Source organism: Acinetobacter sp. CAU_H_S139_7 (genome assembly GCF_058599305.1).
In genome coordinates this window covers 3,422,249-3,438,460 of record NZ_CM178651.1, presented here as the reverse complement: position 1 = coordinate 3,438,460, position 16,212 = coordinate 3,422,249, and the positions used below count along the sequence as shown (strand labels likewise).

General features: G+C 39.4%; 19 protein-coding genes, 3 tRNA genes and 3 pseudogenes. 13 read left to right on the top strand and 12 right to left on the bottom strand.

Annotated features, from left to right (window positions below; translation table 11 throughout):
- Positions 1–6: 6 nt before the first annotated feature.
- A complete protein-coding gene (locus AC4MC0_RS16715; protein WP_050764505.1) occupies positions 7–336 on the top strand; it encodes a hypothetical protein in 330 nt (109 codons plus the stop codon).
- A gap of 33 nt (positions 337–369) precedes the next feature.
- On the opposite strand, the gene AC4MC0_RS16710 is transcribed toward AC4MC0_RS16715, so the two are convergent.
- The 8 genes and pseudogenes from AC4MC0_RS16710 to AC4MC0_RS16675 all read right to left on the bottom strand — a co-directional run bounded on the left by AC4MC0_RS16710 (position 370) and on the right by AC4MC0_RS16675 (position 5,997).
- Positions 370–1,407 carry a L,D-transpeptidase family protein gene (locus tag AC4MC0_RS16710; protein WP_005401921.1) on the bottom strand — a complete coding sequence of 346 codons (1,038 nt, stop codon included), beginning with the start codon at positions 1,405–1,407 and terminating at the stop codon, positions 370–372.
- Between the two features lie 128 nt (positions 1,408–1,535).
- A pseudogene (locus AC4MC0_RS16705) lies at positions 1,536–2,039 on the bottom strand (IS4-like element ISAba33 family transposase); the annotation flags it as partial.
- A 28-nt stretch (positions 2,040–2,067) separates the two neighbouring features.
- Positions 2,068–2,769 carry an IS1 family transposase gene (locus AC4MC0_RS16700; RefSeq protein WP_005401920.1) on the bottom strand — a complete coding sequence of 234 codons (702 nt, stop codon included), beginning with the start codon at positions 2,767–2,769 and terminating at the stop codon, positions 2,068–2,070.
- Positions 2,770–2,964: 195 nt separating this feature from the next.
- Positions 2,965–3,711 carry an ATP-binding protein gene (locus AC4MC0_RS16695; RefSeq protein ID WP_005401919.1) on the bottom strand — a complete coding sequence of 249 codons (747 nt, stop codon included), beginning with the start codon at positions 3,709–3,711 and terminating at the stop codon, positions 2,965–2,967.
- Positions 3,712–3,721: 10 nt separating this feature from the next.
- Positions 3,722–4,276: a DUF1376 domain-containing protein gene (locus tag AC4MC0_RS16690; RefSeq protein ID WP_325087452.1), complete on the bottom strand. Its 555-nt coding sequence runs from the start codon at positions 4,274–4,276 to the stop codon at positions 3,722–3,724.
- A 65-nt stretch (positions 4,277–4,341) separates the two neighbouring features.
- On the bottom strand, positions 4,342–4,593 hold the full coding sequence (locus AC4MC0_RS16685) for a hypothetical protein (RefSeq protein ID WP_005249585.1): 252 nt from the start codon (positions 4,591–4,593) through the stop codon (positions 4,342–4,344).
- Positions 4,583–5,767, bottom strand: coding sequence for a site-specific integrase (locus tag AC4MC0_RS16680; RefSeq protein ID WP_005403932.1), 1,185 nt, complete (start codon positions 5,765–5,767; stop codon positions 4,583–4,585). The genes AC4MC0_RS16685 and AC4MC0_RS16680 overlap by 11 nt, the downstream gene beginning before the upstream one ends.
- A gap of 20 nt (positions 5,768–5,787) precedes the next feature.
- Positions 5,788–5,997, bottom strand: coding sequence for a hypothetical protein (locus tag AC4MC0_RS16675; RefSeq protein WP_005403933.1), 210 nt, complete (start codon positions 5,995–5,997; stop codon positions 5,788–5,790).
- 115 nt (positions 5,998–6,112) lie between these two features.
- On the opposite strand from AC4MC0_RS16675, the gene AC4MC0_RS16670 reads away from it, so the two are divergent.
- Positions 6,113–6,319, top strand: coding sequence for a helix-turn-helix domain-containing protein (locus AC4MC0_RS16670; protein ID WP_039909129.1), 207 nt, complete (start codon positions 6,113–6,115; stop codon positions 6,317–6,319).
- A 491-nt stretch (positions 6,320–6,810) separates the two neighbouring features.
- On the opposite strand, the gene AC4MC0_RS16665 is transcribed toward AC4MC0_RS16670, so the two are convergent.
- The 3 genes from AC4MC0_RS16665 to AC4MC0_RS16655 all read right to left on the bottom strand — a co-directional run bounded on the left by AC4MC0_RS16665 (position 6,811) and on the right by AC4MC0_RS16655 (position 7,116).
- Positions 6,811–6,886 (bottom strand) — tRNA-Gly (locus tag AC4MC0_RS16665).
- Positions 6,887–6,923: 37 nt separating this feature from the next.
- A tRNA-Gly gene (locus AC4MC0_RS16660) sits at positions 6,924–6,999 on the bottom strand.
- A gap of 41 nt (positions 7,000–7,040) precedes the next feature.
- Positions 7,041–7,116, bottom strand: a tRNA-Gly gene (locus AC4MC0_RS16655).
- Positions 7,117–7,336: 220 nt separating this feature from the next.
- Here AC4MC0_RS16655 and AC4MC0_RS16650 point away from each other — a divergent pair.
- The 5 genes from AC4MC0_RS16650 to AC4MC0_RS16630 all read left to right on the top strand — a co-directional run bounded on the left by AC4MC0_RS16650 (position 7,337) and on the right by AC4MC0_RS16630 (position 10,187).
- The gene (locus AC4MC0_RS16650) at positions 7,337–7,645 is read left to right on the top strand and encodes a BolA family protein (RefSeq protein WP_004684371.1); all 309 of its coding nucleotides are present in this window, start codon (positions 7,337–7,339) and stop codon (positions 7,643–7,645) included.
- 14 nt (positions 7,646–7,659) lie between these two features.
- Complete coding sequence (locus tag AC4MC0_RS16645) at positions 7,660–8,052, top strand: SirB2 family protein (protein ID WP_004684372.1); 393 nt, start codon at positions 7,660–7,662, stop codon at positions 8,050–8,052.
- 85 nt (positions 8,053–8,137) lie between these two features.
- Complete coding sequence (locus AC4MC0_RS16640; protein WP_004684373.1) at positions 8,138–8,992, top strand: ParA family protein; 855 nt, start codon at positions 8,138–8,140, stop codon at positions 8,990–8,992.
- Positions 8,989–9,378, top strand: coding sequence for a YqhG/Tai3 family protein (locus AC4MC0_RS16635; RefSeq protein WP_004684374.1), 390 nt, complete (start codon positions 8,989–8,991; stop codon positions 9,376–9,378). Before AC4MC0_RS16640 ends, AC4MC0_RS16635 begins: the two co-directional genes overlap by 4 nt.
- Positions 9,379–9,593: 215 nt before the next feature.
- Positions 9,594–10,187, top strand: coding sequence for a LysE family translocator (locus tag AC4MC0_RS16630; RefSeq protein WP_005401909.1), 594 nt, complete (start codon positions 9,594–9,596; stop codon positions 10,185–10,187).
- Here AC4MC0_RS16630 and AC4MC0_RS16625 read toward each other — a convergent pair.
- The gene (locus AC4MC0_RS16625) at positions 10,184–10,828 is read right to left on the bottom strand and encodes a DedA family protein (RefSeq protein WP_004684377.1); all 645 of its coding nucleotides are present in this window, start codon (positions 10,826–10,828) and stop codon (positions 10,184–10,186) included. The two genes, AC4MC0_RS16630 and AC4MC0_RS16625, sit on opposite strands and share 4 nt — an antisense overlap.
- Before the next feature lie 194 nt (positions 10,829–11,022).
- Between AC4MC0_RS16625 and AC4MC0_RS16620 the strand changes: the two are divergent.
- From AC4MC0_RS16620 to AC4MC0_RS16595, 6 genes and pseudogenes are all read left to right on the top strand, one after another.
- A pseudogene (locus AC4MC0_RS16620) lies at positions 11,023–11,427 on the top strand (DoxX family protein).
- A gap of 126 nt (positions 11,428–11,553) precedes the next feature.
- Complete coding sequence (locus tag AC4MC0_RS16615; protein WP_078426284.1) at positions 11,554–11,901, top strand: NirD/YgiW/YdeI family stress tolerance protein; 348 nt, start codon at positions 11,554–11,556, stop codon at positions 11,899–11,901.
- A gap of 147 nt (positions 11,902–12,048) precedes the next feature.
- Complete coding sequence (guaA, locus tag AC4MC0_RS16610) at positions 12,049–13,617, top strand: glutamine-hydrolyzing GMP synthase (protein ID WP_004684379.1); 1,569 nt, start codon at positions 12,049–12,051, stop codon at positions 13,615–13,617.
- 195 nt (positions 13,618–13,812) lie between these two features.
- Positions 13,813–14,487 (top strand): HNH endonuclease, encoded by a 675-nt coding sequence (locus AC4MC0_RS16605; RefSeq protein ID WP_058952393.1) that lies wholly within the window; start codon positions 13,813–13,815, stop codon positions 14,485–14,487.
- Between the two features lie 260 nt (positions 14,488–14,747).
- Positions 14,748–15,695 carry a pirin family protein gene (locus AC4MC0_RS16600; protein WP_218289132.1) on the top strand — a complete coding sequence of 316 codons (948 nt, stop codon included), beginning with the start codon at positions 14,748–14,750 and terminating at the stop codon, positions 15,693–15,695.
- A gap of 102 nt (positions 15,696–15,797) precedes the next feature.
- Positions 15,798–16,197: pseudogene (locus AC4MC0_RS16595) on the top strand (OsmC family protein).
- The last annotated feature ends 15 nt before the right edge of the window (positions 16,198–16,212 follow it).

Genomic DNA, 16,212 nt, shown 5'->3' with positions numbered 1-16,212 from the left:
TTATTTATGGGAGGATTACCGTATCAGTCGAAATTTGTAGGTGATCGGTTACGCACCTTAGAGCTATCGGGTGATGAAGACGCTAGGTTTATTAAAGATACTGTTTTTGCTAAGAAAATATCGACTTATTCAGATTATTTAGACCATAAAGATGAAAAACCTAAGTATCCGAGGAATCTTCCTGGAAATTGGACGTATTCCGAGATTGAGCTGTTTGTTAGTGCCCAATTATTGGCAACTATGAAAAGTGGGAAAAGTATACGCCTAGCGAAATCTTGGCTTTGTGGGAAGAGACAAGAGGAATTGAGCTTGAGAACGCAAGCGCTTGATTGCTAAATTTTGATTTTTCAAATAGCGAGGTAAATTTTTTCATTCCAAGAAAATTACAGTTAACCCCTTATGGAGGACTTTAGCTAAGTTATTAGCATCCCAATTAGTCAATCGGATACAACCATGCGATGCTGTTTTAGAAATTAAGGCGGGATTTGGCGTGCCATGAATCCCAAAAGAAGGTCGAGATAAACCAATCCAAATATTTCCTACAGGGTTGTTGGGTCCTGGGGGGAGGCTTAAGGGCTTAAGATTTTTGCCTTGAATAAAATTCTTAGGGTTATAACTATAATGTGGATTGAACACGATACTGCCGATGGCATGCGTGCCAGTGGGTGAGGGATTATCTTCGCTCCCGATCGTTGCAGGAAAAGATGCAATGATCTTATTTTGTCGATTAAGCAAATATAATTGTTTAGAACCTTTGTGTGCAATAATGCTTTGCACATTATTTGGCAAAACATTTATTACATTTGCGACAATAATCTTTTCACCGACTTTATTAAAATTTGCGCCTGAATTAATTTTTTTTAAAAACAATTCATCCATATGGAATTTTTCACCGAGCATTTCGGTCACACGGGTGTAATACAAGCCCTTCATTTTTGACTGTTCGGCATAATCCACAGGGATCGATTGAGCATAAGGACCTTTCAAGTCTTGTGTGGTAATGGTGTACTCAATAAACGTCGGTTGAGTCGTAACTTCATTTAAAAGCCGCCAAGTATTTGCATCTAACACTCCGTCACCACTTAAACCCTTCATAATCTGAAAAGCTGAAATGGCTTTCACAGTATTTAGGCCCAATATGCCATCAATTGCACCTGAGGATGAGTAATGGCGACTCAACAGCACTTGTAACTTTGCGTAAACAGGAAGATAGCCTTTTTCAAGATTGTCCGACCACTCCGCTTTATTTAGATTATCTAAAGACCATGTGTCGGCTTGGTTTAACAGTGCTAAATTGTTTAGATTGTTGGTGGTAGGAGGAAGTGATTTTTGTGGTTCAGCTGCAAGAGTATAAGTCGAAAAAATATACATACTACTCAGGCAAATAACTAAAAAGCGACTCAACATAACGACTAACCCCCAAACTAATTTTATTGATCAAAATAACTGCACTCATATTTTAAATAAAGTTGATAATTTAAAAATGTATATAAAATGCGGCTTTGTAACAATTTTAACTCTGTACACGACAAATTTCATAGGGCCCTTGTCCTATCAGGCTTTTTCTTTCTTAAAATTGCTAGCACTTTCTTAAATTCTTCTTTTTTCCCAAAACCAATCAAACGTAGAATAGCCATTTGAACATGGTCCAAACCGTAGCGAAATAAACTTACTGAAAGTCGTCCATGCTTCTTTATTTTTATCGCTTTTTTTCGATCATGTTGCCATTCACCTGTTAAATAGCACCAACAGAAACCGATAGCTAGCACTGCTATCAATTTCTTGACTCGTCTAGGGTCTGTTAAACGAGTATTTTCAAGATTGAATCCACGTCCTTTGAGACAACTAAATAAGGTTTCGATTTCCCAGCGTAATGCATAATCACGAATAGCTGAAGCATTCAACATAGGAGAAACAACAAGTAAAAGTTCTCCATCTTCTAATCGTAGCGCACTAATATACAGTTTCACTCGACCAACCCAAATACGTCGTTTACGACATTCAGTTTGACCAACTTGAAGATGACGAAATAAATCACTAGGTGGTGTTTCAAAAAGTATGCTGGCGTTAAACAAATCCATTATTAAGGTAAAAGAAAGTCAAATCAAAGGCTTTAAAATGATTTTCGAGCTTTTTAGAAAAGTTGCAACTTCTCCTAAATCCACGCCTGATTCGATGACGAATTCTACAGTTGTTACCTTCAATACCGACGGTAAAAAACTTACCGATCACTTGCTTGCAACATTGAAATGCTGTAATAAAACTATCCCAATGATCACTCGCAATTCGAGCATATTGAACCCCAAGCTTTTTAAGTCTAGCTTTAAGACGTTGAACCGTTGCTAAATCCCGCTTACCCCAAACATAAGCAACAATTTCTCCAGATTCTCGATGGTAGGCATAAATAAGCCATTGTTTATTTTTCTTATTCCCTACAAAAGTCCAAAGTTCATCGACTTCAAGACATTCGTAGTGGCTTTGTTTAGGCTGAATCTGATAGATCGATTCACTTAAGGTTCGTAATACCTTGCCAATGCTGATACGCTCGACTTCAGCAATATCTCTTACACCGCTTCCTCTGATCATTAAATGTAATATCTTGCCGGTAATACCTGAGTTACACCCTTGATAGCTTAATGCATGAGCACCAATAAACTGACGTTTGCAATCTTTGCATTGATGGTTTTGTTTCCCATCTACTTTGATGCCATTTCTCTTTATATTGTTACTTAGACAGGTAGGACATTTGATTTGTAGCGTTATTTTCATACCTCTATTTTATCAAAAGCCATATTGTTTTTTTCAGCATACTTTTTGAAACACCACCAAATAAGAACGGGTGTTTAGCTTCAAATAAGAATATCTGTCCATTTAATAAGAATATGCAATTAATGCAATTTTGAAAAATCTAATTATAAAAGCCAATTATTTCAGCGAGATAATTGGCTTAAGTAAAGAGTCGTATTATTTGGTTATCCGCTGATCATCCCAATAACACGGTACTACAATCAAATTGTTTTCATGTAATCGTGACCATAATCGGATACCTAAATCTCGCTGCATATTTTGGACTGTGAAATTGGAAATCAGAAGGGTAGATTTCATGTTGTCATAACGACTATACAAAACCTTATGTACCATCTCCAGGCGTTTTTCATGCCGGTCATGCAGGCCATATTCATCAATCACTAATAAATCAAAACTGGAGAAATGGTCGATAACTTCTTTCTCAGAGCGTGAAGCATCTGACCAGGTGTCCATCATTTTTTGAGCAATTTCTGCACTGGTATAGTAACGCGCAGATTTTGTACTGTTATGCAGAATGTTGCGAATAATTGATGCACTCAGATGGGTTTTACCTGTACCCGGTGTACCAATCATCAACATATTTGGGTTGTGGTCAGAAATAATCTGCTGTGCAAAGGCCTGACATAGTTTGATGGTATTGTCTTGTGCAGGGCATGCAACTACATAATTCTTGAAGCCCCGATCCAGGTAGCGTTTATTGAGCCCTGAATTTTTAATTTTCTGTTTTAGCAATCGCTGTTGCAGTTCATTCTCATAGGCTGCATGTGATTGATGGACGGTTTCTTTGGCACACAATTTACAGAGCCTGTGACCTGCAATTTCTATCATGGGTATATGATGGGCAGGGCAAAGTGTTTCCGTTGTTTCTGCGCGAAACTGGAGTGTTTTAAGGATGGTATTCATGGCTGATCTCCTAAATCCATTTTGAATTTTCTAAAAAACTCTCATTTTTTTCTTCAAAATTTGAAGATGAAGATGAAGATGAAGATGAAGATGAAGATGAAGATGAAGATGAAGGGCATGATTCAAGTATAACTTGAGTAATACTCGAGCTCTTCTCAGGACCTGCTTGAGCATTTACTTTTTGTTGCTTAGTTGATGCTTGAGCATTACTTGCGGATTTCCCCCAACGTGCTTGAGCTGCATTTTTAGCTTTATCAGATTTCATTTGCTGATTTTGCAATGCCTGGCTTTTTAAACTGGTTAAAAAATTTGAATGAATCTGCTCAGATTCGACTTCAAACAATTCAAGGGCCAACAGCGTATTCAATAAAGTTTTAGCTTTGGTCTGTTGCGATAATTTTGTGATGCTACATACAGTCGCTAGGTCATGAGGAATGGCACCATTTTTCCAGAAATCCATCATTAGCAGCAGTGTTGCACCGATTTGTTCTACAGTCATTCGTGCGAATTTTGCCTGTAAATCGCCAATATAAAGTGGCATCCAAATTGAAATATCTTTATGCATGGGTTTACCTTTTTATAGGTATAAAGGGGCTAAGGTCATCAATTAGATGACCTTATATGTTTGTTTTATGAGTGAGCTAAGCTCATTAACCGAAGGCGAGCCTGTTGGGCCAGGTCGTCGTAATGGGCTTGTCCATCATCCAGCATTCGCTGTAGCCAAAGTCTCAATGCTTGGTGGTCATCGAAGCATTTATTGATTTCCAGCAAAAAGGCCAGATTGTGCAGTTTGGGAATGTGTAACTCATGAATGAGTTCACGCGCGACCATATCTGCTTCTGGGCTAACGACTACACCGCCAAAGAAAGCTTTACTGTTCATGAGCAGGCTCCTCTGTATTTAGTCTTTCCAGCATGGCTTCAAAAGCACTGCCATCACGACGTGTGACGTTTGGAATGTAGCGGCTGTAAACACGGAACAGCATTTCAGTGGTCGAATGACCTAGCTGACGTGCAATCCATTCAGGATTTTCACCCGCAGATAACCAAAGTGTGGCAGCTGTGTGACGTGTCTGATAAGCACGACGAGGCGTTAATCCTAAAAAGCGCAGGATAGGGTGCCATACACGCTTATTAACTAAACGGTAGTCTAGAGGACCGCCATCACGGTTGCAGAAGACGAAGTCCGATTTTCCGTTGTTGAGGCTTTTCTGTTGCAGAAAGGCTTGGTACACTCGGTCATTCATCTGGATCGTGCGGTCAGAACCATACGTTTTGGTTCCACCTAAAACACCATTCACAAGTGCTTCACGGATATGGATTTCACGACGCTGTAAGTCAATGTTTTTCCATTGAAGACCATCAATTTCACTGGTACGCATACCCGTAAAAAAACGGATGGTGTAATACGGTTTAAAGTCATCACGAACCGTTGTAATGATTTGCTGAACTTCTTCAAGAGAGAAAGGGGTGACCTCAATTCGACTCTCTTTTAAGTTGTTTATATTTTTATATGGTGATTCAAAACCATATCGTTCAGCTGCGTCATTGAGTATCATACGTAAAGGCGTCATGATTTGATTGATCCTCGATGCTTTCAGACTTGTTTGATTTTTTCCGTGTGTCACTTTGGCGAGGGAGGCACGGAAGTCAATCAAGTCTGACTTCTTAATTTTCGAAAGAACTTGTTTTCCAAAAGCTGGCTTTAAGTAGTTCTCAATCACTATTAAAACCTTCTGTCGGTAAGACATGCGCCATTCAATTTCTTTCTGTGTAAACCACACTTCAACATAATCATGAAAAAGTGGAACATTACTTTGTACAGCAATTTGCAAACTACGCTTTGCTGTGAACTCTTCGATGCGCTTACTTTTTGGAAAATATTTTCCGTATTCAAACGTACCTAGAGTGATTTCAGCTTCAAGTTGGTCGAGTCGTTTTTTTAAAATACGACGGTTATAAGGGTTATCAACAAGTGTTGTTGTTTCACGACAACGAATGCCCAAATAACGGAAGTCAACAACCAACTTTCCACTGCGGGCTTGTATACTCGCCATTGGTTAACCTCACTTTAAAATTATTGCAGTGCATCCATGCTTAGGCCTGTGAACTTCAGCATTTCAGTTTCAATGCGTTCCCAAACAAAAAGAATTTTGCGTCCACCAAATGGGCGAATGTAGTGAACACCTTCAATGAAAACGCTATCTTTGAGTTGGTTGCGGATAGTACGTGCGTCGTACTGAATTTTTTCAGCCAATTGTTGGGCTGTTAAGTAGGTATATGTCATAATTGTATTCCTGTCATAATTCATTGGATGGAAGTAATTTTTCATCCTTATAGCTAAAATAACCTTAAATTTAATTAAATGCAATTAAATTTTCATGGTATTAGAGGAAATTTTAATGGTTGTTTGTAAGCTGCCTATTTTGTTGGCGGAGCGCAAAATGCGTGTTGCAGATCTAATCCGTGGTACTGGAATTAATAAAACAACATTGCACAAACTTTATAATGGAGATTTAACAAGGATTGATTTGGATACAATTAATCGCATTTGCGACTACTTAGATATACAAGTAGGGGACTTATTTGTTTTTGAAAAAGATATTTAAAATTAATTATATAAAAATCTTTTGGTCACAAATGGTCACATTGAAAAGTATGTGGCCTCAAACCTTATCATGAGTCTCTAAGGAATTTCATTTTTTACTCTTTGATATAAAAGAGTGGTTTTTTTCGTCAAAATTGAGCTAATTCAGTTTTTTTATGTCGTGATTTTTGGTCACAAATGGTCACATCTAAAATTCTATGGACATTGATAATTTACTCATTGGTAAAAAAATAAAAACATGAACCGAGAATTAGAAGCTTTATACCAAGAAAATGAAGGCTAAATTAGATCGTAAATTAAGCTTATTTGACGTCATTTAGTGTTATTTTGATGCCTAAGGACACGTAATGGTCACATCTTGGTCACAAGGTCTAGTTTATTGGAGAGTGGTAGGTAGGTGCTGTGGCAGTTGTGAGTAGAGTAATTTTCTTAAAAACCTAATAAAATCAACAATAAAAAACCCCCATCTTTCGATGAGGGCTTTTTTGAATTTGGAGCGGGAAACGAGACTCGAACTCGCGACCCCAACCTTGGCAAGGTTGTGCTCTACCAACTGAGCTATTCCCGCGTATTGAGCAGTTTTTATAAAAACTTACACTAAAAAATGGAGCGGGAAACGAGACTCGAACTCGCGACCCCAACCTTGGCAAGGTTGTGCTCTACCAACTGAGCTATTCCCGCGTATTGAGCAGTTTTTGCTAAAACTTACACTGAAAAAAATTTGGAGCGGGAAACGAGACTCGAACTCGCGACCCCAACCTTGGCAAGGTTGTGCTCTACCAACTGAGCTATTCCCGCATAGCGCTGTATGATACAGCAAGCAAGTTCAGGGTCAATAGCTTTATGAAAAAGCTGAGTTTAATTGCATAAAATAAAGCCAGTTTTAGACTGCGTATTGAGCTTTTTTAACTTTTGTTCACGAAACGTTGTGCCTCATGTTAGTGAAAAGAGTTTTACGCATTCAACATCTCGAAGGAACAGGTATACTCTGAACGAATCATTATTTTTGGAGACAGGTATGAGCTTGGAGCAGCAATTGATTGAACGCTTACAACAGCTTTCCTCATCATATTTAGAAGTTGTGAATGAATCTTCTGGTCATGGCGGTTATTTTCCAGGGAAAGAGTCACATTTTAAAGTAATCGTGGTGAGTGATATTTTTGAGGGATTACGTTTAGTTCAGCGCCATCAAAAAATTTATGCGGTAGCAGGAGACTTACTCAGTCCAGGTAAAATTCATGCTTTAGCTATTCATGCCTTTCTACCTGAAGAATGGCAAGGACAAGACACTTCTAGTCCAAATTGCGTACATGCCCCGAAAAGCTAAGCAGAGATTCAGTTATGGAAACACAATTATTGATTAAGATCGTGCATATGTGTGCGGTCAGCTTGGCATGTGTCGTGATTTTGGCGCGTGCCCTGACATTATTTAAAGGCGTTCAAGGCAATCAACCCAATCCAGCAGGTCGAACAGTTTTTGTTGCTCTTCAGCACTTAAGCATGCTGGTGATTGTACTGACTGGGGTTGCACTTTTAGTGATGAAAAACTTTGATGTGCAAACATGGTTTTATGCCAAAGTGGTTTTATTTTTAGTGATGTTATCTTCTTTGTCGAAAGCTTATAAAAAAGAAGACAGCATTTTACTTACACAGCGCCGAGTGGGGTTATTCTTGGCGGTGGTAGCGATGATATCCATTTTAGGTTTAGTCATGATTAAACCAAACTTTGGCTAATTGTTAGACATAATCATCGGCACAGCGATTGTTCTGCGCTACACTGCTATCTATAGCGGAAAAATAACAAGATGGAGGGGATTTTATGCATACACGTGTGGTATTTAATCAAAAAGGTGGTGTCGGCAAATCCAGTATTGCAGTGAATTTAGCGGCAATTAGTGCACATCAAGGCTTAAAAACCTTACTGATTGATCTCGATCCGCAAGCGAATTCGAGCCAGTATGTATTGGGCGATGACGCAACGTATTCGGCAGACAAGCCAGCCTTAGAACCCAATATTGAAAACTATTTTGAAGAAGTACTTGGAACGACTCAAAATAAAAGTCTATTGGGCAGTGCCATTGGTTCGATCCTCAAAGGGCGTGCTAAAGGCTTAGAAAGTTATGTGCACCAATCCCCTTTTAAAAATTTGGATGTGATTCCAGCCAGCCCAAGCCTCGGGGCATTGGCTTATGCTTTAGAGTCAAAACATAAAATTTATAAACTGCGTGATGCGTTACAACAGCTTGCCGGAAAATATGATCGTGTCTATATCGATACACCACCAGCCTTTAACTTCTTTACTTTGTCGGCACTGATTGCAGCCAATAAAGTCCTGATTCCGTTTGATTGTGATGTCTTTTCTAAACGTGCACTGCAAACTTTGATCGAAAATGTGCTCGAAACTCAAGACGATCATAATGATCATTTGGAAATTGAAGGCATTGTGGTGAATCAGTTCCAAGCGCAGGCCAAACTTCCACGTGAAGTGGTGCAACAGCTGAAGGATGAAGGTCTTCCTGTACTAGAAAGTATGTTGCCCCCATCGGTGCTGATGAAAGAATCGCACCACAAAAATTTACCTTTGATTCATTTGGCACACGATCATAAATTGACGCAGGCCTATCAATCATTGTTCAATGAGATTGAGAATAATAAATTGCGAGATTCAGCATGAAAAAGATCACAATTGCTTTTTTAGTGGGCAGTACGCTGTTATTGAGCGCCTGTGCCACAACGGTTAAACCGACTTATGTCTCTCCTACACAGTATCAAGCTTTGAACTGCCAACAGTTACAAGCAGAATATAATCGGATTCAGCAACATTTAGATGAAGGTGTACCTACTGCGAAACGCACGGGTGTTGGCGTGGGGCTAGGTCTGGGTGGTGGATGGAGTCATGGTGGCGGTTGGGGCTTTGGTCCAAGCGTTTCAGTGAATATGGGACAATCATCGAATACCAAAAAAACTGAAATTTCACGACTTTTGGGTCAGCAAGAGGCGATTGTACAGGCTGCAAAATTCAAAGGCTGTGCGATTACCGTGCAAAATAAGACGAATTAATGCCGCATTTATTCATCCTGCTGAAGGGTTCACCCTTTCAGCAGTCATTAAAATCTTAGCAAAATGTTTCGAAAATAATTTCAATAAAACAATGGACTATCGTTTTAACACGCGCTTTTCTACCTCATGGGTTCTGTGTTTTTTTCGGCTTTGACTTGAGGAAACAGCTCTTTTTCGGCTAAATTGCACATCTTTAATGCTGTTGTTGGATGTCTATGATTGAGAGTTGGCTGTTTGTATTGGCAATGATTGCTGTCTTGATGATTCCGGGACCAACCAATGCTTTACTCGCAAGCTCTGCACATCAGCAAGGTCTGGCGAAGACCAGCTTACTTGTACCCGCAGAACTGTTTGGGTATTTCTATGCCATCAATTTATGGGCACTCCTGATTCATCTCAGCACCCCGACTTGGCCTTATCTGATAGATCTTTTACATGCACTCAGTGCAGTTTATGTATTTTGGTTGGCTTTTCATTTATGGAAAAGCTCGCACTTAGAAAAACATAATCAACGTTTTACCTCGATTCGACCTAAACAATTATTTTTTTCTACTTTGAAAAATCCGAAAGCAGTCTTATTTGCTGCGGGTATTTTTCCCTATGAAGCCTGGGATAATCCCACCAATTTCTTTTTGGTGTTTGCGGTGTTTAGTCTGGTGTTATTGCCAACGGCACTGTTCTGGATGTCTTTTGGCCGTGCCATTTTATCGGGTGAGTCCAAACAAATAAAAGCCGATCTCTTATATAAAGGATCGGCCATGTTGTTGGTGGTGTGTATGTTTCCCGTGATTCTACGTTTTTTTGCTTAAGCTTCAGTGGTTGATTTTTTCTTTAATTTGGCACGAATAAAACCAATGATCCCCGGCAAGACACTAATAATAATAATGCCGAAAATCAGATGCGTGAAATTGTCTTTGACCACAGGCACATTACCAAAAATATAGCCTAAAGTAATGAATGAACCAATCCAGCAGAATGCGCCAATTAGGTTATAAGACAGGAAAAATTTGTAATCCATTTTTCCTGCACCTGCTACAAAAGGTGCAAAAGTCCGCGCAAAAGGGATAAAACGCGCAAAAATAATGGTTTTACCACCATGTTTTTCAAAGAATTTTTGTGTATTAATCAGGTGTTGTTTATTGATGAAACGGGACTCGATTTCAAAAACACGCGGTCCAATATAACGGCCAATGTGATAATTCAGCGTATCGCCCAGTACAGCCGCGATAAAAAGTAAAACACCAAGAGTCCATGGGTTCATTGCACCTGTGGATGCAGCTAATGCACCTGCGGCAAATAATAAACTGTCGCCGGGTAGGAACGGCATGACCACCAAACCTGTTTCCACAAAGATGATGAGAAACAAAATTGCATAAATCCAAACCCCATAGTTGGTGATAAACTCAAGCAGATGGTCATCGACATGTAATATAAAATCAATCAGTTCCATGGGGCACAAATAAGCAAAAGAGTGCGGAAATCCTAGCAGTCTCGTTATCAGAAGTCAGTATTAAAACGTAAATAAATTTAGCTATCAGTGTTCTTATCTTAAAAGTATGTGTGATGAAAATGGATATTTATTCTAAAAATAGAGAACATTAAGATAGCTACAACTTCAAATAAAACGTATTTAAAGGTGTAAAAATATTTAATCGAAATGTTGTGGCCAAAAATATTATCAATCAACCCAATACAGATGTAGTTTTAGCTTTAATTCCCCGTGTACTGATGGCTTATATTCTCTTGTTGCAAGCTAGGGAAAAATTTCAGCTTATAGCGTAACTTTAGGGTATATGGGGGCTTGGAGCGCTATTACCTTTAACCATTTTAGTTGAGTTTGGTGGTGGCTTAGCGCTGTTATTTGGTTTTCAAGCCCACTTTCCTGCGTTTGGCTTAGACCTATTTAGTGTTATTACCGCGTTTATTTTTCACGATGGCGCACAAGCCAGCATTAATTTTATGAAAAATTTTGCCATGGCAGGTGGTCTATTGTTTCTAATCCTGCATGGTGCAGGAAAAATGAGTCTAGATCATTTGATTGAAAAATAATTCAAAATGAAAAGCAGCATGCAGGATGCTGCTTTTTTATTTACAAAAAAGTACGGTGTGGACGTTATTTTTTTTGATCAAGATCAATAAAACATGAGGAAAATAAGATGAAAAAATCTTTTTAAAATAGGGTTATGTATTACAAGTTTAAGTCTTGCCGCTGGCGCATGGGCCAAAGATGATCATATCATTTTACAAGAAGCTGCAAAGAACCATGTCTCTGTGTCAGCCATTGCAAAGCTCAAAGATGAAACTGCGGTCACCTTAAAAGGCACGCTGCTGAAACATCTCAATGAAGACCACTACGAGTTCAGCGATGGTACAGGGGTTATTTTGCTGGATATTGATGACCATTTATGGAAAGCATCCAATATTAAAGCAGGCGATAAAGTACAGGTGGTCGGTGAGGTGGATACACATCGTTATAAACCGACTGATATTGAAGTCGTTAAAATAGAAAAAGTTTTGAAATAAACATCAGGCACGCGAAAGCGTGCTTTTTGATATAAAAACCATTGGGTTTTAAGCGTTGTATAAAGCTTGTCCGAATTATGTGCGTTATGCGCGGAAAAATGCTAGAATACGGCGCTTATATTCGTTTGCCTTTCATAGTTGTTTGTCATGACTACCAATACTCAAATTACTGAAGATCGTATCCTTATTTTGGATTTCGGTTCTCAATATAGCCAGCTTATTGCACGCCGCGTACGTGAAGCTGGTGTATATTCTGAAATGTATGCCTATGACATGTCTGAAGAAGACATTCGTGCATTTAATCCAAACGGTATCATCTTATCAGGTGGTCCTGAGAGCGTACACGAAGAAGGCAGCCCACGTGCGCCAGAAGTTGTGTTCAACTTAGGTGTACCAGTTTTGGGTATTTGCTATGGCTTACAAACCATGTCTGCACAGCTTGGCGGTAAAGTTGAGCCGGGTACTGTACATGAGTTCGGTTATGCCGAAGTAAACATTCAAGTTCGTGACAAGTTGATTGGTGATCTTGAAGACACCAAAGACCAACTTAAAGTCTGGATGAGTCATGGTGACAAAGTGACAGCGATTCCTGAAGGTTTCCAAATCACTGCAAGCACACCAAGCTGTCCAGTGGCGATGGTTTCTGATGAAACGCGTCGTTTTTACGGGATTCAGTTCCACCCAGAAGTAACGCACACTGCAAAAGGTGCAGAGTTATTATCTAACTTTGTACACAGCATTTGTGGCTGTCGTAGCCTGTGGAACTCTGAAAACATCATTGACTTACGCGTTGAACAATTACGTCAACAAATTGGCGATCAAAAAGTTCTTTTAGGTCTGTCGGGTGGTGTTGATTCATCAGTGGTTGCTGCGCTTTTACACCGTGCGATTGGCGATCAATTGACTTGTGTATTCGTTGACAACGGCTTGCTTCGTTTGAACGAAGGCGAACAAGTGATGGACATGTTTGCGAAAAACATGGGTATCCGTGTGATTCGTGCCGATGCGGAAGAGCGTTTCTTGACTGCACTTGCTGGTGAAGTTGATCCTGAGAAGAAACGTAAAATCATTGGTCGTGAGTTCATTGAAGTTTTTGCTGAAGAAGCGCGTAAACTTGATGGCGTAAACTTCCTTGCTCAAGGGACAATTTACCCAGACGTGATCGAATCTGCTGCAACCAAAAATGGTAAAGCTCATGTGATTAAATCTCACCACAATGTGGGCGGTTTACCAGATGACTTAGCTTTTGAATTGGTTGAGCCAATCCGTGATTTGTTTAAAGATGAAGTGCGTCGTTTAGGCACAACTTTAGGTTTACCGTTTGAAATGCTATATCGTCATCCATTCCCAGGTCCAGGTTTGGGCGTGCGTATTTTGGGTGAAGTGAAGAAAGAATATGCAGACATTTTACGTCTTGCAGATGACATTTTTATGCAAGAGCTTCGTGCTAGCGGTTGGTATGATAAAACTGCACAAGCCTTTGCTGTATTCCAACCTGTGAAATCTGTTGGCGTCGTCGGTGATGGCCGTCGTTATGCATGGGTGATTGCACTTCGTGCCGTTGAAACCGTTGACTTCATGACAGCACGTTTCGCACATCTTCCTTATGATCTTGTAGATAAAATTTCGACTCGTATCATGAACGAAATTAAAGATGTTTCTCGTGTTGTTTATGACGTATCGTCTAAGCCACCAGCAACGATTGAATGGGAGTAAAACTGGGCTTTCATGAAGCAACGCTTCATGCCAGTTTTACGCCAAAGGCTACGTCTGCGGCAGAAAGGCTTTCAAGAAGCGAAGCTTCTTACCTAAATTACGCCAAGAGCTATGCTCGCGGCAGTGAATGAGAAATTACTCTTTGAAAAGGACGCTTAGGCGTCCTTTTTTATATAACGAGGTAGGGAGAGAGGGATGAATTTTTATCATTGGTTAATACAGAATAAGAATCTTTCAAAGGCTACAGCTTTAAAATATGATTTAGTTATAAAAAATAGAATTAATGAGTGGTTACCTAGTTATGAGTTACCTCAAAACAGCATTGAGTTTGAAGCATTAAAGCAGACAATTTTTACTTTAGATATCTATCAAGATAGAAACCGAGTGGGGAATAATATGTATTCTTCTGCATTGAAGCATTATGGTGACTTTTTAAAAGAAATTGATGTTAATGATGAGTCAATATTTACGGAAAAACAAATATTTACAACAGATGCTGAGCGTTTAGTTAAAGTCAGACTGATTCAAAATAAGTTCAGGAAAAAGCTTTTTGATTTTTATCCCTATTGTGCAGTCACAGGCTTTAGTCATAGTAGATTGTTAATTGCATCCCATATTAAGCCTTGGGCAAAGTGTGATGGAAATGAAAAAGTAGATGTTTATAATGGATTCTTATTGTCTCCAAATTTTGACCGTCTATTTGATCAAGGATTTATTACTTTTCTTGACACGGGGATAGTTCAGATTTCGAAAAAGCTCAATAAGATTGATAAAGAGTTCTTTTCTATTCCAACACATTTAAAATTGCACTTGGATGTAAAACACCTGCCTTATCTACACTATCATCAGAATGAAATTTATATGGGGTAGGCATGAAAATTGAGAAATCTGTATATTTCATTTATCAAAAGGGCTTACACAATAATATTTTTCTTATTTTCAGGTGGTCGTAATCTTTAAAAAATAAAGATGTAACAACATTTTTACATTCACTCATTGCCTTGTAGTTAAGTTTTGAAAACACAAGATATTGTCCCAATTTTAAGAATCAGCATTCTATTTTTAGGGATGTGCAGTTGGGAATCTGCTTGTTATGATCTAGGACATATGGATCTGTAATGAGTAAGCACATGACGAATAATAACTATACTGAACTTTCACATTCGGATGACTGTGAAAAATACGTAAATCAATTCATTCAAGAGTTTCCACTGAGAAGTGCTGAAATAGGCCAAGGGACGGTCATCAAGCGTGCACTACCAAGTCGTCATAAACGAATGATTGGCGCATGGTGTTTCTTAGATCACGCAGGTCCTGTAACTTTCCCACAAGGGGATGGTTTAGATGTTGGCCCGCATCCACATATCGGTTTGCAAACCTTTACATGGATGATTGAAGGCACCATGATGCATACCGATAGTTTGGGTAGCAAACAGCTGATTCGTCCAAAACAGGTCAACCTCATGACCGCAGGACATGGAATTTCCCATACGGAAGTTGCGCCAGATACAGAAACCAAAATGCATGCGGCGCAATTATGGATAGCATTGCCCGATGCACAAATTGCTGTTGAACCCCGTTTCGATCACTATCCAGAACTGCCAGTGGTGGAAAAAGATGGGGTGGAATTTACCGTTTTGGTCGGAGAGTTTTTAAATACCACTTCACCTGTGAGTGTTTATACCGAGCTATTAGGGGTGGACTTAAGCGCAGCAGAAAGTACCAAAACCCGTTTAACGCTCAATCCTAACTTTGAATATGGCTTTATGGCTTTAGAAGGAACGGCCACGGTTAATGGGCATGAACTGACAGAAGACAATATGGTGGTGCTTGAGCAGGGTGTTAGTGCGATTGAAATTGAAATTCATGCTGGCAGCCGCTTGTTACTGTTAGGTGGTGAGCCATTTGAAAGTCCAATTCTACTGTGGTGGAACTTTGTTGGCCGTACTCAAGAAGAATTGAAAATTGCGCGTGATCAGTGGATTGCACAAGATGAACGTTTTGGTTCCATTCCTGACTATGAAGGTCCGCGCTTGGAAGCACCAGCATTTCCAGACCAAATGCGCGCTTCAAAATAAAGGGAATACTGCGAAAAATCGTTCAACAACAGAATAGGTGGACAGTTTCAATACTTGAAACCTATTCAAAAAAATATCAATGAAAAATAGGATAATAAAAAAATGGCAATAATTGCGAATGCAGAAGTCAAAACATGCGTCGAAGCATGGTCTGGTGAAGTAAGCAGTGGACAACACCAATTTATTACCGATAAACCAGCGTCTTTTGGCGGTCAAGATAAAGGCCCTGCACCTTATGACTTTATTTGTACAGGTTTGATTTCCTGCACCATGATTACCCTACGTATGTATGCGCAGCACAAAGGTATTGAGTGGGGGGGCTTTTAGTGTCGAAGCAGATTTTAATGCCAATAAAGAAGGCCGAGAATGGATCAGCCGTCGTTTGTCGTTTGAGCAAACATTGACAGAAGAAGCACGCCAAAAAATCTTAGACATCTGTCAAAAAACACCAGTCACTAAAACTTTATTACGTTCCGTCGAGATTGAAACCTCAATTGTCTAACTCGCTTGACGGTTT